Source organism: Zooshikella sp. RANM57, from assembly GCF_050749885.1.
GTDB lineage: Bacteria > Pseudomonadota > Gammaproteobacteria > Pseudomonadales > Zooshikellaceae > Zooshikella.
On the sequence record NZ_JBOIUB010000013.1, the window covers coordinates 15,363 to 34,988 of the forward strand.

19 protein-coding genes are annotated in these 19,626 nt (G+C 36.1%); 16 read left to right on the top strand and 3 right to left on the bottom strand.

The features are described 5' to 3' along the window. The first annotated feature begins 33 nt into the window (after window positions 1-33). Complete coding sequence (locus ACQ96U_RS21695) at window positions 34-552, top strand: Hcp family type VI secretion system effector (protein WP_431723368.1); 519 nt, start codon at window positions 34-36, stop codon at window positions 550-552. A gap of 246 nt (window positions 553-798) precedes the next feature. Here ACQ96U_RS21695 and ACQ96U_RS21700 read toward each other — a convergent pair whose 3' ends face one another. Next, complete coding sequence (locus ACQ96U_RS21700) at window positions 799-1,563, bottom strand: hypothetical protein (protein ID WP_431723369.1); 765 nt, start codon at window positions 1,561-1,563, stop codon at window positions 799-801. Between the two features lie 563 nt (window positions 1,564-2,126). Between ACQ96U_RS21700 and ACQ96U_RS21705 the strand changes: the two genes are divergently transcribed. Genes ACQ96U_RS21705 through ACQ96U_RS21715 form a run of 3 tightly spaced genes read left to right on the top strand, consistent with a single transcriptional unit; the run spans window position 2,127 to window position 7,910 of the window. Next, entirely contained in the window at window positions 2,127-4,133 is a 2,007-nt protein-coding gene (locus tag ACQ96U_RS21705; protein WP_431723370.1) for a type VI secretion system tip protein VgrG, read from the top strand. A 28-nt stretch (window positions 4,134-4,161) separates the two neighbouring features. Next, the gene (locus tag ACQ96U_RS21710) at window positions 4,162-5,415 is read left to right on the top strand and encodes a DUF4123 domain-containing protein (RefSeq protein WP_431723371.1); all 1,254 of its coding nucleotides are present in this window, start codon (window positions 4,162-4,164) and stop codon (window positions 5,413-5,415) included. Window positions 5,416-5,456: 41 nt separating this feature from the next. Further along, window positions 5,457-7,910, top strand: coding sequence for a LysM peptidoglycan-binding domain-containing protein (locus ACQ96U_RS21715; protein ID WP_431723372.1), 2,454 nt, complete (start codon window positions 5,457-5,459; stop codon window positions 7,908-7,910). 9 nt (window positions 7,911-7,919) lie between these two features. On the opposite strand, the gene ACQ96U_RS21720 is transcribed toward ACQ96U_RS21715, so the two are convergent. After that, window positions 7,920-8,744: a formylglycine-generating enzyme family protein gene (locus ACQ96U_RS21720; protein WP_431723373.1), complete on the bottom strand. Its 825-nt coding sequence runs from the start codon at window positions 8,742-8,744 to the stop codon at window positions 7,920-7,922. A 111-nt stretch (window positions 8,745-8,855) separates the two neighbouring features. Between ACQ96U_RS21720 and ACQ96U_RS21725 the strand changes: the two genes are divergently transcribed. From ACQ96U_RS21725 to ACQ96U_RS21745, 5 genes are all read left to right on the top strand, one after another. Continuing rightward, complete coding sequence (locus ACQ96U_RS21725; RefSeq protein WP_431723374.1) at window positions 8,856-9,698, top strand: hypothetical protein; 843 nt, start codon at window positions 8,856-8,858, stop codon at window positions 9,696-9,698. A 1,217-nt stretch (window positions 9,699-10,915) separates the two neighbouring features. Further along, a complete protein-coding gene (locus ACQ96U_RS21730) occupies window positions 10,916-12,097 on the top strand; it encodes a glycosyltransferase (protein ID WP_431723375.1) in 1,182 nt (393 codons plus the stop codon). After that, window positions 12,084-12,695 (top strand): phosphatase PAP2-related protein, encoded by a 612-nt coding sequence (locus ACQ96U_RS21735; protein ID WP_431723376.1) that lies wholly within the window; start codon window positions 12,084-12,086, stop codon window positions 12,693-12,695. Before ACQ96U_RS21730 ends, ACQ96U_RS21735 begins: the two co-directional genes overlap by 14 nt. Window positions 12,696-12,757: 62 nt before the next feature. Next, window positions 12,758-13,399 carry a hypothetical protein gene (locus ACQ96U_RS21740; RefSeq protein WP_431723377.1) on the top strand — a complete coding sequence of 214 codons (642 nt, stop codon included), beginning with the start codon at window positions 12,758-12,760 and terminating at the stop codon, window positions 13,397-13,399. Between the two features lie 32 nt (window positions 13,400-13,431). Next, the gene (locus ACQ96U_RS21745; RefSeq protein WP_431723378.1) at window positions 13,432-13,863 is read left to right on the top strand and encodes a DUF3592 domain-containing protein; all 432 of its coding nucleotides are present in this window, start codon (window positions 13,432-13,434) and stop codon (window positions 13,861-13,863) included. A 430-nt stretch (window positions 13,864-14,293) separates the two neighbouring features. Here ACQ96U_RS21745 and ACQ96U_RS21750 read toward each other — a convergent pair whose 3' ends face one another. Beyond that, complete coding sequence (locus ACQ96U_RS21750; RefSeq protein WP_431723379.1) at window positions 14,294-14,485, bottom strand: hypothetical protein; 192 nt, start codon at window positions 14,483-14,485, stop codon at window positions 14,294-14,296. Between the two features lie 408 nt (window positions 14,486-14,893). Here ACQ96U_RS21750 and ACQ96U_RS21755 point away from each other — a divergent pair, with 408 nt between their 5' ends. From ACQ96U_RS21755 to ACQ96U_RS21785, 7 genes are all read left to right on the top strand, one after another. Further along, window positions 14,894-15,184 (top strand): hypothetical protein, encoded by a 291-nt coding sequence (locus ACQ96U_RS21755; protein ID WP_431723380.1) that lies wholly within the window; start codon window positions 14,894-14,896, stop codon window positions 15,182-15,184. 270 nt (window positions 15,185-15,454) lie between these two features. Continuing rightward, entirely contained in the window at window positions 15,455-16,003 is a 549-nt protein-coding gene (locus ACQ96U_RS21760) for a hypothetical protein (RefSeq protein ID WP_431723381.1), read from the top strand. Then, window positions 15,993-16,568: a phage baseplate assembly protein V gene (locus ACQ96U_RS21765; RefSeq protein ID WP_431723382.1), complete on the top strand. Its 576-nt coding sequence runs from the start codon at window positions 15,993-15,995 to the stop codon at window positions 16,566-16,568. Before ACQ96U_RS21760 ends, ACQ96U_RS21765 begins: the two co-directional genes overlap by 11 nt. After that, window positions 16,568-16,903, top strand: coding sequence for a GPW/gp25 family protein (locus ACQ96U_RS21770; protein ID WP_431723383.1), 336 nt, complete (start codon window positions 16,568-16,570; stop codon window positions 16,901-16,903). The genes ACQ96U_RS21765 and ACQ96U_RS21770 overlap by 1 nt, the downstream gene beginning before the upstream one ends. After that, the gene (locus ACQ96U_RS21775; protein WP_431723384.1) at window positions 16,900-17,832 is read left to right on the top strand and encodes a baseplate assembly protein; all 933 of its coding nucleotides are present in this window, start codon (window positions 16,900-16,902) and stop codon (window positions 17,830-17,832) included. The genes ACQ96U_RS21770 and ACQ96U_RS21775 overlap by 4 nt, the downstream gene beginning before the upstream one ends. Then, entirely contained in the window at window positions 17,832-18,494 is a 663-nt protein-coding gene (locus ACQ96U_RS21780; RefSeq protein WP_431723385.1) for a phage tail protein I, read from the top strand. The genes ACQ96U_RS21775 and ACQ96U_RS21780 overlap by 1 nt, the downstream gene beginning before the upstream one ends. 88 nt (window positions 18,495-18,582) lie before the next feature. Then, complete coding sequence (locus tag ACQ96U_RS21785) at window positions 18,583-19,581, top strand: phage tail protein (protein WP_431723386.1); 999 nt, start codon at window positions 18,583-18,585, stop codon at window positions 19,579-19,581. The last annotated feature ends 45 nt before the right edge of the window (window positions 19,582-19,626 follow it).

A 19,626-nucleotide genomic window follows, 5' to 3' on the forward strand; every position in this document is an offset into this window, starting at 1 on the left:
AATTTAAACAACTAATTTATTAAGGATCGAGCCATGCCAACACCGGCGTATATGACTATCGAAGGCGAAAAACAAGGACTTATTACTGCAGGTACATTTACAGAAGATTCTGTTGGTAATATCTTTCAGGAAGGTCACGAAGACCAAATTTTGGTTGAAGCTTTCCGCCATGATATCGTGTTGCCACGTGACCCTCAGAGTGGTCAGCCTACTGGTCAACGTGTTCACCAACCTATGGTAATTACCAAGGTTTTTGATAAGTGTTCACCATTACTTTATAACTCACTGACTTCAGGTGAACGTCTAATCACTTGTAAAATCGACTGGTATCGTACTTCTGCATCAGGTACTCAAGAACTTTACTTCACGATTGAGTTGGAAGATGCCATTGTTGTTGCTATTAATGCATCAATGCCTAACTGTCAGGATCCAAACTCAGCTTACTTTACACACCTTGAAGATGTTCATTTTACTTACCGTAAAATTACCTGGACACATGAGGTTTGTGGTACTTCAGGACATGACGACTGGCGTGTGTTGAAAACCTCATAAGAGGTAGAAATGAAAATGCCTGTATTTGTTTATACAGGCATTTTTTTATGCGTATACCCTTTACGAATCATTTTTAGGGTTTGTTGTCGGCGCTCTTGACCACCAAGGATGGTGGAAATGCAGTTTATGCAGGAGCATTTAACTGCCACCCCAGTCACTTATTATTATAAGCTCCTGGGGCTTCATCACTTGACGGCCGCCCCTAAAAAACCTTCGTTATGGGTATAATTTGCGGAAGAGATAAAATTAAAAACAACGACTTGTTTCATTCACAGCGTTAGCATAACGCTTCGTTAAATATTGACGTTGCTGAGTTGTTGGTTCTACCAAGGTTCCCACTAAGCGAATTTGATCAGCAGAATCACTATCAAATAAACTACTTACATTTTGAGCTGTGCTGGCAACGTGATCATCAGCATGCCAGATACCTGCACGGGAATTGGGCGTAAGTGATATGCTGTCTAACACATTAAGGTGAGACTTCAGATCATGGTAGATTAGAATTTTTCGAATTCCAGATTCGATTAAGCTAAATCGGTTACCACCACAGTGTTTTGGAAACTGATAAGTGCAGAATGTTTGTCTGGATGCAGGTTGTTTTTTATCAAGGTAGCGAGCATGTGTTAGTTCTTGGCGTACACAGTGAATGCCTACCGTTTTTGCAATTTTTGAAATAATAATACTGTTACCACTCTGGTAGCTTATGTGAGAGCTTGAAGCAGTACCAGGTTTATACGTTACTGTGGTTTGAGGGGCATGTTGGCTTGGTCGAATATAGTAGGTTTTTTTATCAGTCGATTTTTCTGGGGTTGCAGGTGTATCTGCTTTTGGTTTTACCTTAATTGCAACAGAGGATGACCCTGCGTTAATCGTTGTTTGTTGAACCGTTGTATTTTTAGGTTGGGAAGCACCCACAGGGCGATAGTTTTTGCTACCCCCACCACATGCAGCAATGAGCAAACAATTAATGGATAAAAATGTTCCAAATAATATTTGAGATTTATATCTCATAAATAACCTCGGTTGATGAAACTTACGCTACCCATTTGCAGAGTGAGCCTATACCCATAGCGTTACCTTTTAGGGTATACATGCTGTGTAAATAAAAAATTGTAATACTTATTTGCAATTTACTTTTCTATTATAGCCGGCAACCATTCTTGAATGGAAAAACAATTTTGTGATCTAGTTATTTTTGTAGTTATATACCCATAACGAGGGGTTTTTTGGGGCGGCCGTCAAGTGATGAAGCCCTGGGAGCTTATAATAATAAGTGACCGGGGTGAAGAGCGCCGACAACAAACCCAAAAAATGATTCGTGAAGGGGATAGAATGTGTTTAAAAAGGACCATTCACTCTCAAACAACTACTACACATAGAGACTAAATAATCTGTGCCCTAGCTAACGATGTTACAAAAAAACAGGAAGAAAATGCTTATTATAACAGTGTTCTCTGACTAGGGGTTTTATAATAGAAGTAGGTCCAAAAAACCCAAGAGCAAGCTCATTTTTAAATATGTCCTATTGCGGGTAACAAATATCCATAAAAGGTGCATTATTGAAAAGGTAATCCATGGTTTCTATTGCAGCTAATGAAAATCTATTTGATTTTGTTGTAGCAGGTCAAAAAAGTAGTGATGCATTACGCGTCATGAAAGTTGATGGCCTGGAACAGTTATCAGGTATATACCAATTTAAAATAGAGCTGGCTGTTGAAAATGATGCGTTGCTACCATCTGACTATTTGCACAAGACAGCAACATTAACCCTTAAAGATCCAAGTCATCCTCGATTAGTTAATAGCGTCATTATTGGCTTTGAACAAATGGATACAGGTCGTCGGTTTACGCGATATAAGCTAACGTTAGCACCGAAAGCATGGACTTTAACAAAACGAACGAACACTAAAATTTTTCAGCAAAAAACTGTCCCTGATATTATTAAGTCGGTATTGTTAGCGGCCAATTTAACACCGGATGACTTTACCTTCCAGTTAACGAGGGATTATCAGCCTCGGACTTATCTCGTCCAGTATGATGAAAACGACTTGCACTTTATTTCACGCTTAATGGAAGAGGAAGGTATTCACTTTCATTTTCAGCATACCTCAGATCGTCATCGCATGGTGATGGCCGATAGTCAGTCTGCATTAACGAGTATTCCAGGTGGGGACTTAATTTTCCAAGGCGTGAGTGGCATGGTGAATGATACTGACAGTATTCACCGGCTACGGAAACAGGCCAAGGTCCAGTTTGGCAAAGTCTCTATGCGTGATTACAACTTCAAGAAACCCAGTTTGAATCTTGAAGTGAGCCAAAATGCAGATGGTGATGATTATTTTGAACAGTATCAGTACCCAGGCAATTATCAACTCCCCGAAGAAGGCGATGAATACGCAAAGTTGCGTATGGAAGCCAGACAAACGAATAAAGTAATGCTGAAAGGTGCCAGTAATAGTCGTCGTTTGATGCCTGGGCATCGGGTGAATATCACTGAGCATGCTCAATTTGAAGGGGAATACCTGATTACCCGGGTAACACATGAAGGGACAAACCCACAGGCATTGGATGAAGGGGCCCCCAGTCAGGGCGGGCATTACATCAGTTATTTTGATTGTATCCCTGCGGATAAAAACTATCGCCCAGCGCAAAAACATAAAAAAGTCCTCATTGAGAGTACACAATCTGCTGTAGTCACCGGTCCTGCGGGCGAAGAAATTTACACCGATAAACACGGTCGGATCAAAGTGCAGTTTCACTGGGATCGGGACGGCAAAAAAAATGAAAAAACCACCCGTTGGTTACGCGTCAATACGGGCATTGCGGGTGGGCAATGGGGGCAAGTCGCTATTCCGCGTATTGGTCAGGAAGTGGTGATTGAATATCTGGATGGTAATCCTGATAACCCAATGGTAACCGGGTGTGTCTACCACGCAAATAATAAAGTGCCGTATGAATTACCTGCCCATAAAAGTCGTAGCACCTTTAAAACCGAAAGTAGCCCCGGAGGCGGTGGTTTTAATGAACTGCGTTTTGAAGATAAAAAAGGTCAGGAACAAATTTATATCCATGCTCAAAAAGATATGGATATACAGGTTAAAAATGATCACCGAGAGCATATCAATGGCAACCGGCATTTAGTTGTAGGTAAAAACAGTTACGTATTGATTGAAGGGGATGCGCACTGGCAAAAAGATAAAAATGAGCGTATTGAAATCGGTCAAAATCGGCATATTGAATCCCAGTCATCAACGTACACCAAGTTTGACAAAGCCTATCTGGAAAACTGTCGCAGCGAAAATCATATCAAAGCGGGCCGCAGAATAGTGATGGATTCCCGAGTCGAGCTAACCGCCAAAGTGGGTGGTAATTTCATCAAACTCGATCCGTCAGGCGTGACCATCATCGGCAGTGTGATCAGCTTTGGTAGTGGCCGTGCCAGCCGAGCGAAAAGTGTGGCGGCTTTACCGTTAAATGTCATCGAAGGCCAGCAAGAAGTCCTCGCAAAAGCGGCCAAAACAGGTACACCACTGGTCAGTGATTGTGCTGCCAAAGGCGACTGTGTTGATTGTGCTGTGTAATGTAACTGGGTAGGAGACAAACATAATCATGAGTGCGTTTAATAGCCAGTTAAACCAATACGTTGAAGATAGACAACACCACCTGTATGCCTTAATTGATGGGGCGATAGTGGATGATCTGATGCCAACCTTATTTACGCTGGAAGATGATCCCGCTGTATTTCCCGTATTTATTGATACCCCACTGAATGGTTGTCTGCATTTATCACCTTGCTTAATTGAGCTCACAGCGGATTCAAAAATCTTGAATTTCGTACTGGATGAAAACCGAGAAGCATACTGGGGACTTTTACTAGGCTCGACACAAGCAATGGAGCCACTATCAAACTATATACAAAGCCTGTTGTACGTTAAAACACCGCTCGCGGAGCAATTAGTCTTCCGTTATCAAGATCCCCGAGTGATCAATCCACTACTGAATGCCAGCACATCCAACGAGCAAGCCAAATTATTAGGTCCCATTGACAGGTTATGGGTGCCCAATCATTACCGGCCTGAATTATTTCGAGAGACCCGTAGTAAAGAAACCCATGATGTGATTAAAGATGAACTGGAACGAGAATGGGTTACTTGGCAAAACCCCCAAACCTGGCATGGGCAGTTCCCTGAAGAAAGTCCCTGGTTTGAATTTAGTGCCAAACAGTGGGAAGGCATTATGGCCGAACACAAACATAAAGTGGAAGAAGCCATAGCCTTATATTTAATGGACGAAAATCCTGCCTTTAAAAAACTAAAACCCCAACAACTCCATGACACTATACGCTATTGGTGTGATAAAAGTGACGATTATAACATCAGTAAAACAAAACAAGTCGCACGATTAATTTTAGTGGTCACAGAATTTGGCCCTGATATCCCCAAACGCGAATGGATGAAGTTAGAACAGGATATTTTGTTTAATACGGATTTTTCAGAGCATGAAAAAATACAGCGCCTGGAAAAATATAATGCGCTGGTATATGAAAAGCCAGGTGAGCCTTTTAATCCTGCTCGTTGTATTGCCTATCAGCAGCTTTATAAAGACTATGGGTTAAATCATATTATAGATCCATTTAATTATGAAGATCGATTAATACGTGTAGAGTTTATAGAGCGGTATAACGATATCAAGCTAGATAAGCCATTACTACAAGATCTAGTCAGTAAGTTATATGAGCAAAACTCAGGAATGCTCGTGGATCAAGATAAAAATTTAATCCCTCTTTCTTATATAGACAACAAAGATGCAGCATATAGAGCCCAGCTATTAACAATGTATCAAGCACAAAAACAAAATAGTTGAGATAGGTTTAGTCCGCAGAATTTTTAGGAAGTTTACAGAAAATGAGTTCAGATAAGATTTATCGTATACAACCTGGTGATACCTTAGCCACGATTGCCTTAAAAAATGGTGTAAGTGTTGAGGATTTACGTCAAGCTAATCCTGGTATTACCGATGATAATCTTATCTATGCGAATACAAATATTCGTATACCTGAGCCTTCCTGTGATGATCCCTATGTTATTCAACGTGGTGATACCTTAGGTGATTTGGCTAAAAAGCACGACACGACCGTAGACGAAATTTTAAAAGAAAATAAAGATATCAAAGACCCCGATAAAATTTATGCGGGTTATGAATTAAAAATACCTGGTCGTAAACCAGAAGGTGAGTGTCCTATACCACCAAAAGGTGGACCAGGAACAGAAGGACCAGGAACAGGAGGTCCAGGAACAGGAGGTCCAGGAACAGGAGGTCCAGGAACAGGAGGTCCAGGAACAGGAGGTCCAGGAACAGGAGGTCCAGGAACAGGTGGACCCGGAACAAAAGGTCCGGAAAAAAAGACGGGTCCTGAACAAAAAGGACCAGAGAAACAAAAACCTGAAAAAATAGAAGAACCAAAAGATAAGAAAAAAACGGAAGAGCCTAAGGAAAAAGAACCTAAGGCAGAAGAGAAACTCCCAGAGGACAAAGATAAGCCTTGTGAGGAGTGTGATACTAAGTGTAATGTAAAAATTGCTTGTGCTCACAAAGAAAGAAACTTAAAAAATAAAAAGCCAAAGGTTATTTGTGTAGTGCCTGATGCTAAGCCAAGTCAAACAAAGCTTGGTGAAGGCGTTAGCGTATATAGTGATACTGTGGGGATTGAGTTAACAGGATCACAGGCTCCAGATAAGTTAAACCATAGCCATGATTCAACGTTGGTAGAAAAAACCTACGATGGTAAGAATATGAAGGTTTTTGAAGTAGAAGCATCATATAGAAGACCAGCATTAAATAGAGAGTTTAGGAAAATAGTCGATATACTAGGTTTATTAAAAGAATATCAGTCTCCAGTAAAAAAATATAAAGTAAGTGGGCCATGTTTAGGTGATTTAGGAATACATGTATACTCAGCGACTGCTTGGGAATTAAAACTACTTTTTCCTTCATTCAAATCAAGAAAAATTGGTATAAAGAAAATATTTAGGGATAAGGAACTTCTAAAAACAGATGAAATAAAAAACTATGATCCAAGAAAAGCGGAGGTAAAGTCATATAAGCTTGAGGAGAAAAGAAAAGAAGTTACTTCTGAATCAGAAGATGGTATTCCCCAAACTTTAATTGAGCAGTCACGAACGTTATCAAGGGGTACTGATTGTGCTTACCCTGATATGAGTTTAACCGTTGATAATGGATTTGGCGCAGAACCAATTAAGTTTGACTGTTTACAAGAACTTAACCCCATTTTTACACTTTGTGATGTTATCCATGGGTTTATCAATGCCCTAAGGACACTGTCAACAGCTAAGTTAGGTTTTTACGCGGATGTTAATATTGATATATTTAAAGGTGGGTTACATTTAAAATGGCAGAATAAAGAATATAAAGATAAACCTGAAGTGTATCTTTATTATGAGTTACTTTTTTGTATAAAAATAATTGAAGCAAAGTTTGAAGTTGGTCTTGCAGTACAGATAAAAGATAATTATTACATCAAAGCTTTTATTTCTCTTGATGCAGGTTGGGAACTAAAAGCTGGAATAGTTTTTGGCGAAAAAGAAAAAGCGCAAGTAACATCTGAACAGAAAGCTGTGCCAAAAATTGGAATTGAAATGAAACTGGGGGATGCATTAAATGCAGCAGTAACAGGGGAAACAGGACTTCTATATAAAGCAACAATGACAATTGATATTAACAGCAATGAGCAAGTAAAAGTTGAAGGAGAAGGTAAAGTATTACCTGTTGTATTAAAAGCACATATTGTTTCTGAGTATTTTAAAGTAAACTGGGACGATGAAAAATTATTAATGGAAGAGTATCCTTTGGGCAGCTTTAAATGGCCTGCAAAAAAAGGAGATGAAAATAAAGATGCTTATACGCCAGATAAGGATGAGCCTGATGTTGTAATAAGAAGCATTCTTAAGAAAAAATTCAGTGAATTTTTTGATGTACGTATTTCCGAACTTGGCGGATATGAGGAGGTTGAAATTAGCCCTTACTTGTTAGGAGGAATTAATCCAAAGAAAGTCAAGGTAGCAAAAATAAAAACACATGATGTTGATTATACTGTGAATCGAGTTATGTGGAATCTTGAAAAGAAAAAAGATATCCTTAAATTAGATATAAAATCAGTTGAAGGGCTTGCACTAAAAGTTGATGAGGACTTGCGTGATATGCGTGGTTTTGGAGATATTTATATAAGAAATGAGCAGTTTGAGGAGTATATTGATGGAGAATTTCAAAATGTGCTCGATGACTATATCAGCCCAGCAAAGGTTGCAAAAAAAGAGGCTTGGAAAGCCTCTAAAAAGTAATATAGGTCTTTAATCTGTAAAAGTGCAGCGGAAGCCTGCACGATAATAACCATAATTTGGATCTGTTGAACCACGTGTATAAACTTCAGATATTTTAGATGAGCGAAAGTCATTTCCTTTATAAACTTTTAAGGTTCCAGAGGTTGGTCCCATAGGGTCCTTCTCTGGTGCATCAGCAGGATACAGGGCATCATGCCAGTCAAATACATATTCTCCTACTCCACCATGTAAACCATAAATACCTGCTGGATTAGGAGGATACTTATTGATAGAGGGAGGTAGCTTTGGTGCTTTTTTAGAATCACCCCAGATAGTATTGACCCCTGGCTCAATTTTGCCATTATTGGTTGCATATTCAACATCTTTTCCGCCACTGGTAGCGGCATACTCCCATTGAGCTTCTGTAGGAAGTGAGCCTTTCTTATCAAATATTGAACCAAGCCATTCACAGTATGCTTGAGCGTCATACCAAGGTATGGAGTTAGCGGGCGTCTTTTTCATATCAGGGCATTTGGCATCTTCAAATTGTTCAGAGGTATCTCCTGTCACTTTCATAAAGAAATTAAATTCATAACATGTAGTAGGATATTTTTGTATTGTGAAATCTGAAACGACTACTTTGAAGTAGTCTGGGACTTCACGATTTCTTTCCTCTAGTTTCCAGCTTAAGTCAAAAGAGACTTTTCGGTGCATCTCTCCACCTTTAAAGTCGACGAAGTTATCCTTAATCGACGCTTTAAATGATTCTATTTCTTGACTATGATTGTCACAGCCTGATAAGAGAGTGAAAAAGAACACAATACTAAAACTTAAAGTAAGGTGATGTCTATTCATAAACATCCTGATCTCCATTAGATAACGACTTTAGCGTATACTATTGCTATAGCCAAAGTTTAGTAGAATTGACTTCACTTCGAAATCATCATTAATGAATGAGTTCACATAATGAGTTCTAAAGTTATACAGTTGACCTATAGCTATTCGCAATTAGCACTTGAAGTTTTGATAAATGGTATTCCTTTCTTTTTGGAGCATGACTCTGAGTCCGGGACTTTTTCGACAAGCATAAATGATTACCTTATTAAAGGTATGAATGAACTTTCATTTGTATGTAGGCCTCACTGGGTAAATCGCAAGAAGGGTATTGCTGATATACGTAAAGTAGACTTTGCTATTGAAGGAAATCTACAAATCGGTAATAAAGGTGCTTCTGCTGGTAAGTTGATTAGTGAATTTTCATACTCACCTACAGATGGTGAGTATGATGAAGAGCTTAATGCGATTGTCATAAAAAAGTCATTTGAGGCTGATGTATACGATATTCAACCATGGTTGAATAAATTGGAAATATTTGAAGAAGAAACGCATGAAGACTTTTTAGATATTGCACATAAAATACTGAGCATTTTTGAAACGAACTTATCTGACATGATTGAAAGTGATGTTGATAAGTTTATGAGGTTTTTTAGTGTTAGTAATTTAATAACAATTGACGCAAAGGGATATGATAAAGAATTCTTTCTTGAGCAATCAAAGAGTGCAGCTGAAAGTCTAGTAAAAAACAAACTTAAGAAAACTGAAATATTACCCCGCGAGCTTGTTGTGAAGAAATATTTGGATGATAAATATATAAAGCTGATAATAAAGCCTGACATGTCAGAAGATATCAATAAAAAAATAAAGTTGGACGAAGGTGAGGAGACTATACCGCTCATAAACTTAGAAGGTGGTGGAACAATAAATATAAACATAGTGAAGATAAATGGAGAGTATTTTCAGTTTATATAGGTTGATTTAATATTAGAATACTATTTCTATGATTTGTTGATAGTCTAAACGAGTTTACATAAGAGCCTATTTTTAATGTTTATAAAATATAAAGATGGACTAATATGTGGACTCAAAAAACTCGAAGTCATTGCTCAATAAACAGCTAAAAGTATTAAAATAAAAAAATACCTCCTTGGTTTCAACCAATTTGTACATATTTTCAATAAAGTGTATAAAAATACAGATGGTAGTATCAATTTGAAGTTGAATACCTGATTACCTTGGCATTACATAAGCTATACCTCTCACGAGTCATTTTTATGCCTTGTCATCTGCACTATTGACTAACATGGGGGGAAGGAATGCAGTTTATGCTGGTGCTGCTCTAATCATAAGATCATAAGTCCTTCCACTTCATCATTTGATTTAGTATCTAAAACGCAACCACTTTGGGTAAATTTTACTCTTTACTAATACGCAATATTGAACAGAGCAATTGCATATAAAAATAATCTGTAATGAGTATAGATTGTGTCAATGGTAGACAGAGGATCTTGAGAAAAAAATGGCTTTTATAAAAGTAAAGTTATATGCGATTACCATGAAACCAATCCCTATAATAATTGATATTTGACAGCCAATAGGCAAGAAAACTAATAATTAGTTCTGCTAATACGAAATAAAATTTGCATGGTGCTATAGTTCGCATTTAAAGACTAGGATGTACTCATATTTTACCAAAAAATACTTTGTATGATAGAGATATCTATACTGTTATAGTATATTTTAAAAACTAATGGTACTTTGTTTTGAAATGATTACTTAGGAGTGAAAGGTGTCATGTTGAGAGTAATCTTGTTAGCCATGTGTTTGGTTTCAAGTAAAGTGTTTGCTAGTAATGATACTGGTTATATTTTAGTACCCTTTATCTTTACCTGCATAACTGTATTTGTTTTGTTCTATGGTGTTATTTTAATTAGAAAAATTGTTGTCAAAAGTAGTAATACAAAGACTCAAAAAACAAATAATGCAAGCAATAGTTGTTATACTGATTATAGTGATAATGATAATAACAGTAGTAGTACTTGTGATAGTGACTCATCAAATGGGTGTGACTAAGTTTAATCAGTAATGATAGGTATATATAAAAAATAATCTTTATCTTATAGTTGCTGTGACAGTTGTATAGATATTGTTATTTTTAGAGGTGTCCTGTAGTTAATGGTGGGAAAGATTTGAAAATACTAACAGTCTTGGATAGTTATCCTCCTGATTTAAATGGAGGCGCTTATTTCACACATAGGTTAGCACAGTCATTAGTTCATAGGAATCATGATGTGCTTGTTATATGTCCATCAAGAACTATGAAGTCGTGTTATGATACTTATGAAGGTGTGAACCTTTTTAGGGTGCGATCATTTCCTGCACTCATCTATAAAAACTTTAGAGTGTGCTGGCCTATCTTTATTCGAAAAGAAATAGAAAAGGCAATTCTTAAATTTAATCCAGAAGTTATTCACCTTCAAGGACGGTTCTTTTTGGGTGATATATGTTCAAAAGTCGGTGAAAAATTTCATATTCCGATGGTTGCAACAAATCATTTTATGCCTGAGAATTTTTTTCATTACACTCATTTGCCATTAAAAGTTGAAAAATATTTTAATGAATTGGCATGGCTGTGGGTGAAAAAAATGTTTGAGAAGGCTGTTTTATACTCGACGCCAACAAAAACGGCTGCAGAATTGCTCAGAAAGCTAAATTTACCAGGTGAAATATTACCTATTTCATGCGGAGTGGACCTTGAAATCTTTAAGCCAAGAGAGAAAAATACATTATTAGCGAAAAGATTTGGTCTAAAAAATATTCCGACAGTACTTTATGCTGGGCGGCTGGATAAAGAAAAAAATATTGATACAATTATTTATGCAATCAAAGAGGTAAATAAAACTGTAGAATGTCAGTTGATCATTACGGGGGTAGGGAATGAATATAATGAAATTCTCAAACTAGTCAAAAAGCTGGCTATTGATGATAAAGTATACTTTACAAAATATCTTTCTAATGCTGAGTATCCACATGTTTTTTCTTTAGTAGATTGTTTCATTCATGCAGGAACTGCAGAGTTACAAAGTATTGTCACCTTAGAAGCTGTCGCTTCTGGTTTGCCGATTGTCGCTGCAAATGCGATGGCTCTACCTGAATTAGTTATAGAAGGTGATAATGGTTTTTTATTTGAACCCCATGATTATAAACAGGCAGCAGCTTGCTTACTTAAAATAATAAAAGATAATAACTTAATAACAAAAATTAAAGAAAGAAGTAGGTGTTTAGCTTATAAACATTCTATACAAAAAACAACAGAATGTTATGAAAAATTATATTTAAAAGCTATTGAGTATTTTTATGAAAAAGGTTAAAGGGATGCCATATTATATATCAGCTATTTTAGGATTTGTATTTTTATGTTTTTCATTTTTAGTGGCAAAACTAGCAGGAGAATACTCATCTGATGTTGCAGGGTGTTCTGTCGATGATTTGTTACTAGATCATATACCACTAATGGATGTGAATACGATACATGTTTATGGTGCCACTTTTTATTGGATTTTGTTTTTTTTGTATGTCATTATTCAGCCCAAAATGATTGCGTTTGTATCAAAGACATTCTCATTGTTTATTCTGATAAGGGCATTTTTTAATGTGCTGACTCATTTGGGACCTCCTGAAACGACGCTTATTGTGCCAGATAATATTACAAACTTCTATACATTTACAGGCGACTTGTTTTTCTCTGGTCATGTGGGAGCACCATTTTTAGCTGCACTCATATTTTGGGATAACAAATTGCTGAGGTATGTAAATATAATTTTTTCTTTATTTTTCTCGGTTGTAGTGTTGCTGGGAGGTATTCACTATTCGATTGATGTTTTTTCAGCATATTTTATATCGTATGGAATATATAGATTATCACAAATCTTGTTTTCGAAAGATTATATTCTTTTCAAAAACTTGTAGAAAAAGCTTAAGCTTTATAGTTGTTTTTAGTTGGTTATGGTTATTTATTAGGAATACTCTTGATGTCTGAAATTAAAAAAGCGTTTAAATTTTTCTTGTTTGTATATATTATGACATTTGTCGTTGGTATTGGTTATGCTTTGTATAGAGGATTAGCATTTTCAGATTTATCTGAACTGGTTGGATTTTGGCTAGTACTTATTGCTACATTTGTTCCTATTATCATGATATGCTATTTTGGTGGGCTTGCTATTGTCATGATTAAGGAAAAAAGCCTTTCTGGATTTGTTGTTTTAGCGGTTACTGGTTTTTTAATCTATATGTATTACATGCTAGTATTCGTAGTTGCATTTGATGAAGTAAAAAAGGTATTGAATCCCTTTAACGGAACGTATATACCTAAAGAAATCAAAAAGAATAATGATTCTAACCAAGTTGACTATAAGCTCACAATAAGCGGTTACAGAGCTTATTTGGAAATAGATGGCAAGCGCGCGATTGCTGAATTGACGTTTAATGTTTGTATGGAAGGCGATAATATCACCTTGTACCAAGGTAGACCCGATACAACAGACTACTGTCAAATTACTAAAGCAGACTCTGAACTTGAGTTTAATCTCAGAGGAACACGCAATGATGAGCTTGTATGCCACTCGTGTGAACAAGGTCCATATCCAGTTATTTGGCAGGTGACATACCACTAGTATTTTCTATCTAGATCATAGTTGAATATAAAATGAATTTTCAAAAAGCAATAATGATACCTGCTTATATATTTGCAACCATTAGTTTAATTCTAACTTTTTATTGGCTTACAAATATTATGTCTGGAAAATCGGACTTAGGTTATGTAAAAAATTTTCAAGCTGATTATAAAAGTAAAAATGTAACTGTTCATTACGCAATAATTCAGTTCGATCTACCAAATGGTGAAGAGGTTGAGTATAAAACAAATCATACCGTTGACCCAAAACATTATGATATAGATTACCCGGTTAGAATTCGCTATAACCCTGATGATCCAAGCGATGTTGAGATAGATAACTTTTATGGGAAAGGCAACATCGTAGTCGTATTATGGGTATTCACCCTTGTTTGGTATGGACTTGGCTTTGTTGCTCGTAAAGTTTTTTCATTTGGAAATCATGTAAAATCAAATCACGATTAAGCTATAACATACTAGGGCCTGTTAACACTATTTGAATATTACCGTAATAACCCTTCGGGCCGTGATTATTTTTCCACCTAGCGGTGTTACACGTCATTTATGTAGAATGACTACACGGCATTCCTTGTGCCTTGCTAGGCGAAAATAGTCTACGGCAGTGTTGATTTAAATAGTGTTAACGACTGTATACAGTATTAGTATGCTATTAATACCGATGTTTTTCTATGATTTTATACAATGAGTTTCTGACAATTTTAGCGTGCTTTTCATTAGTTTCTACCGTTTTATAGTAACGCTCTAATAAAGATGATACTTTTGAATTTCTATTACTACCATCAACAATTTTTTGTTCATTAAAGTCACTGGACCCATCTAACGTATTTTTCCAAACTTCAGCTAAAATATCCCAAACAGCTTGTCGTTTGTTAGCCTAGACCGCTACTGTTGTACACTCTTGATCAGGTAAACGCACAGACCAAACTTTACCTAATTCTTTCACCAAAGCCTGTCTATAGCCTTCAGAAAACTTTGTTTTGACGTTATTCTTTCTTTCTATCCATGAGTTACCATACAACATAACGTTTGATTGTCTTGACGGGGTGTTATCGTCATTTCTTCTCATATCACGTGGCTTTCTTCCAGGAATTGGCGAGAAGGCATTGCATTCATGGGTCTACAAGCATGAATACATACTTGAGGTTGTATTATGCTAAGACATGACGTCCATATCATTATGCATAAACCGCATACTTATTGGTTAAGAATGATACAAACCCAATGAGTGCTAAGCATATAATAAGTGAAATATTTCACCTGAACGTATAGCAAAGGAATCAATATAATGACCTCAATAGCACATGTAGGGGACTTCAATGTTATATTGTTGATATCCTGTAGGTTGAAATATGATCAGTAAGTATATTTCAATATAGAGTCACTATTGAAGTATAAATAGTGATATTTATTACCATTTTAACGATAGTAGGAAAACATTTTGTACAACTAATAACGATGGAATGAAGGAGAAAAATTGTTAGATAGTATAGATAAAACAGAATCACAAATGAAACAGTGGCATTTGGATAAAAATATAAGTGTAACTCATATCATTAGTACATTTGCAGTCGTTATATCACTCTTTACATGGGGTGGTTCGATTGATAAAAGAATTGACCAAAATAGTCAATCTATTGGGCACCTTGCAGAAATGCAGCAAAGGCAGGATAACAGAATCACCGATATTAAAAGTGAGATACGTGCTGACTTACAGCTTATTAGTAATAAGCTTGATAGGCTTATTGAGTCAAAATTAGGTAATTGATATACCTTCGCAGACCTATTCAGTGATTATTGCTAGCGATAGCTAAGTGCATCAATAATTTACGAAATTAATAGTATTTCAGGATTTAAAAAATCACTTTGCCTTATTTTTCCTGAATTTATATTAATAGAGATAGGTGGAGTACACTAAGCCCAAATAATGATGTATGAAGGGTATATGTTAGATTACATCGACCTATTAACGTAGTCACTAAGAATGTTGTGTGCCCAATAAATTGCTTGGTTTGTCGATAATTTGAGTGGGAATTTTATGAAATTAGCAGAGATAACAGAAAGAATCATTGAATGCTTTGAAGATAATATAAGTGAAGCTAAAAATATCGGATCGCAAACGGGGATCTTGGATATCAGGAATCCACAGTTAACGGTTAATGATTTTCCTGCTTTACGTATTACACCAAAACAATTGAGTCCAAAACAGCAAGATTTTTTTGATACACAAGAGTATGAGATTACTTATTTGCTCTACTATTTTAATAAAGCAAAAGATGACTGGATGGATGATATGGTATCACTTAACTTATTAGATAATGTGCTACGATTTATAAAGTCAAATAATTGGGGAGTAAATAGTATAACACCTGCAAGGAATGTTATAGCCAATACTTTGAGTATTAATAAAATTGGTGATCACTTAGTGAATGGTTGGCAAGTAGAATGGCAACATACCATGCAGCTAGCGAGTGATAACGCTAGTATAGAAACACCCGATAACCCTAAGCATCTTTTCTTTAGTTCAGATAGAGATGACTTTGGTATTGCAGAGCGATATACAGAGGTTAACAGTAATGAGAGATAACTTACTTTACAGAGTATCTCAGTTAGAGAGAAAACTAGCTAATACTGTCATTATTGGTGTGATTATAGATGTTGATTATGATGATGCACTTGTTCGAGTAGAGTCAGGAGACTTTATGTCCAGTTGGTTGCCATGGCTCACTACAAGGGCACACAATGATCTTGATTATTGGGCTCCAGAGGTAGGCGAGCAAGTAATCATGTTTTCTCCAAATGGAGAGCTAGAACAAGGTGTAGTGTTGCCTGCATTATACCAAAATAAGTTTGATAAATTAGCAAACCATCCTGATATTCATATACAGCGGTATAAGGATAATACTACTTTTATATATGATCGAAAAAATAGCCAGCTAAAAATAAATATTGCAGGTAGTGGCACAACTGAAATTATAAGTGGAGGAGGGGTTTCGATTAAAGGTGATGTGCATGTTGAAGGAAATATAAACTCAACACAAGATATAACAGATAAAACAAGAAGTATGGCTGAAGACCGGGCTATTTATAATAAGCATACTCATACAGTAAGCGCACATAGTAAAGCAAATCCAACAGGAGATACTCAATAATGTTAGGTATGAACCGGTATACGGGAAAAGAAATTGGAGGGTTAGAGCACTTAAAACAATCAATTATTGATATTTTAACCACTCCTCTAGGAAGCCGAGTAATGAGGCGTAATTATGGCTGTCGGCTGCATGATTTCATTGATGCACCATTGAATCAACAAACGATTGCTGCATTTTATGCTGCAGTTGCTGATGCGCTTGTTCTTTGGGAGCCAAGATTTCGATTACAACAGATAACTCTAAAACGTCTTACACAAGGTACTGCGAGTTTTGAACTAAAAGGTATTTATTTACCTGAGCAACAGGTCATTACATTGAAAGGAATAGAGGTATGACAACAGAAATTAATTTATCACAGCTTCCTGCACCAGATATTGTTGAAACGCTGAATTATGAAGTTATTTTGGATGAATTGTTAAGTGATTTTCAAGCAATTTACTCTGACTATAGTGCTTTACTGGAGTCAGACCCTGTATATAAACTACTTGAAGTGGCGGCATATCGTGAACTCACGATTCGTCAACGAATTAATGAAGCCGCACGCTCAGTTATGGTGGCTTATGCAAGGGGAACTGACTTAGATAACCTGGCTGCACTCATAGGCATTAAACGCAAAGTTATTCAAGAAGCAGATCTTAAATCTGAGCCACCCAAAAAACAAATACTTGAAAGTGACGACGTTTTGCGTCAACGAATTATTCTAGGTCCTGAAGGGTTTAGTACGGCGGGACCAAAAGGAGCTTATCGATTTCATGCATTGGCGGCATCAGATAAAGTAAAAGATGTATATGTTACAGGGCATGAGGATGAAGCAGGAACTGTTTATGTAACCGTTCAAAGTTATGATGGTGATGGAACACCAAACCAAGAAACTTTAAAACGTGTTGAAGCCATTTTAAATGATGAAGATATAAGGCCGTTAACAGATAAAGTTGTTGTTGAGCCTGTGACACCAATTCATTATGAGATAGAGGCAGATATTACATTTTATTCTGGCCCTGATCAGCAGGTGGTATTGAAGGAAGCTGAAAACAGGATTAAACAGTATGTTATAGAACACCATTATCTAGGACATGATATAACCGAGTCAGGTATTCTTGCTGCTCTACATGTACCAGGTGTACAGCAGGTAATTTTGAAATCACCCGATAAAATTAAGTTTAATCAGCTAAAAATCAAAGGGAATCAGGTAGCTTATTGTAATCCAGGAAGTAATGATGATTCATCTAATATTAAGCTAAATATCATTGGAACTGACTTATAATGAAACAGGTAAATGATAGTGAAGAAAGGCTAATCCCTGTTAATGGCACAGAGCTCGAAAATAAAATTGAAGTTATAATAAAACGAGCTGAAGCAATTGATATTTCTTTTAAAAAATTATGGAATCCTGATGAATGTCCTACCGAGTACTTACCTTGGCTAGCATGGGCGCTATCTGTAGATAAGTGGGATAATACATGGGATGATAGAACTAAAAGAAATGTAATAAAAGAATCGATCAGTGTGCATAGACAAAAGGGAACAATTGGTGCACTCAAAAAAGCATTAGCCGCAACGGATGTCGATATCCAAATTGAAGAGTGGTTTGATTATGAAGAGGAAACTGGACGTATACCTGGTACATTTAGAGCAAATGTTTTTAGCCGTTCAAGAGGAATTAGCGAAACAGAATATAGTAATATCAAAGATATAATAGAACAAACTAAAAATGCACGTAGTCAATATGATTTACGTATTTACTTAGCAAATAAATCAACAACACCTTATATTGGTGTCGCTGCACAGAGTGGTAATACGACAACAGTTTATCCCTTTATAGTCAAAAATATAGAAGAAACTACTTCTTGCTTTGTTGGATGTGGCTATCAATCAGTAAATACAATAACAGTTTATCCTAAAAGTTATATTGCTACACCAGTCTAAAGTATTTTATCTATTATAAATTTTCTACAAGATGAAACACGGGCGTGATGCTTTTTGTGTTCGTACGATTGTATTTGGGATAAATTAAATGGAAAATAAATTTTATAGTATATTTACAAATATTGGAAAGGCTAAACTTGCTAATTCAGCTGCGCTTGGACAAAAACTGAATATATCAACCATAAAAATAGGTGATGGTGGTGATGATGACGGTGCAGAAACTACACCAAAGGAAAGTGATAAAGATATTATTCGAAAACGTTGGGAAGGAAGTATAAATGGCTTACATAATCATCTCAAAAATGACAAATGGCTAGTTACTGAAACAGTTATTCCTGATGAAGTAGGCAATTTTTATATTACTGAATTTGGTTTATACGATGACGAGGGTGACTTAATCGTTATTGGAAAATATCCAAAAACGTATAAACCAACGCTTGATGAAGGAAGTGGAACAAGTTCTTATATTAAAGTCATTCTTGAAGTTTCAAACTCAGAAGTTATTCAATTGAAAGTTGATCCCGCTGTAGTACTGGCCTCAAGGGAGTATGTAAAAGAAAAAATCAAGGATCATAGTCAAGAGCATGACCCACATACTCAGTATGTAAAATATGAAGATAAAGCAACAGATAATGAAAGTATAGAAGGTGTTAATGATAGTAAATTTATTACACCAAAAGGAGCCTTTAGTACACTAACTAGTTTTTTTAAAAGAAAAAAAGCTGATATTGATGAAGTTGACAATGGTGTTAATAATGAAAAATATATAACTCCATCGCTACTTAAATTTGGATTTAAAATCCAGCTAGATATTAGTGGATATATAAAATTTCCATCGTGGCTTGGAGGCCTTATGATCCAATGGGGGGAGGGTACCTCTGAAGCAAATGGTGATTTGAAAGTAGTATTTCCTATGCCATATCCTAATAAATGCTTTCAAATTATTGGTATGCATATGGGAGCTGGTGGTGCATCTGTTCTTGAAGTAATAGACACTAAGACAAACTCATCAGTTGTATTAAGAATATATAATACCTTAGGACAGCTAGGTAGTTGGCCAATTAAGTGGATATCAATTGGCTGTTAATTTTATAAAAATAATATTGATGGGTATGTTAAATATAAGTTCAAT

Bases quoted from the DNA above. Each gene is read 5' to 3' on its own strand.
- ACQ96U_RS21745 (WP_431723378.1), top strand. From the start codon at position 13,432: ATGAATTTTCAAAAAGCAATAATGATACCTGCTTATATATTTGCAACC.
- ACQ96U_RS21720 (WP_431723373.1), bottom strand. From the start codon at position 8,744: ATGAATAGACATCACCTTACTTTAAGTTTTAGTATTGTGTTCTTTTTC.
- ACQ96U_RS21735 (WP_431723376.1), top strand. From the start codon at position 12,084: ATGAAAAAGGTTAAAGGGATGCCATATTATATATCAGCTATTTTAGGA.
- ACQ96U_RS21780 (WP_431723385.1), top strand. From the start codon at position 17,832: ATGAAACAGGTAAATGATAGTGAAGAAAGGCTAATCCCTGTTAATGGC.
- ACQ96U_RS21700 (WP_431723369.1), bottom strand. From the start codon at position 1,563: ATGAGATATAAATCTCAAATATTATTTGGAACATTTTTATCCATTAAT.
- ACQ96U_RS21710 (WP_431723371.1), top strand. From the start codon at position 4,162: ATGAGTGCGTTTAATAGCCAGTTAAACCAATACGTTGAAGATAGACAA.
- ACQ96U_RS21765 (WP_431723382.1), top strand. From the start codon at position 15,993: ATGAGAGATAACTTACTTTACAGAGTATCTCAGTTAGAGAGAAAACTA.
- ACQ96U_RS21750 (WP_431723379.1), bottom strand. From the start codon at position 14,485: ATGAGAAGAAATGACGATAACACCCCGTCAAGACAATCAAACGTTATG.
- ACQ96U_RS21695 (WP_431723368.1), top strand. From the start codon at position 34: ATGCCAACACCGGCGTATATGACTATCGAAGGCGAAAAACAAGGACTT.
- ACQ96U_RS21715 (WP_431723372.1), top strand. From the start codon at position 5,457: ATGAGTTCAGATAAGATTTATCGTATACAACCTGGTGATACCTTAGCC.
- ACQ96U_RS21785 (WP_431723386.1), top strand. From the start codon at position 18,583: ATGGAAAATAAATTTTATAGTATATTTACAAATATTGGAAAGGCTAAA.
- ACQ96U_RS21770 (WP_431723383.1), top strand. From the start codon at position 16,568: ATGTTAGGTATGAACCGGTATACGGGAAAAGAAATTGGAGGGTTAGAG.
- ACQ96U_RS21740 (WP_431723377.1), top strand. From the start codon at position 12,758: ATGTCTGAAATTAAAAAAGCGTTTAAATTTTTCTTGTTTGTATATATT.
- ACQ96U_RS21725 (WP_431723374.1), top strand. From the start codon at position 8,856: ATGAGTTCTAAAGTTATACAGTTGACCTATAGCTATTCGCAATTAGCA.
- ACQ96U_RS21775 (WP_431723384.1), top strand. From the start codon at position 16,900: ATGACAACAGAAATTAATTTATCACAGCTTCCTGCACCAGATATTGTT.
- ACQ96U_RS21760 (WP_431723381.1), top strand. From the start codon at position 15,455: ATGAAATTAGCAGAGATAACAGAAAGAATCATTGAATGCTTTGAAGAT.
- ACQ96U_RS21705 (WP_431723370.1), top strand. From the start codon at position 2,127: ATGGTTTCTATTGCAGCTAATGAAAATCTATTTGATTTTGTTGTAGCA.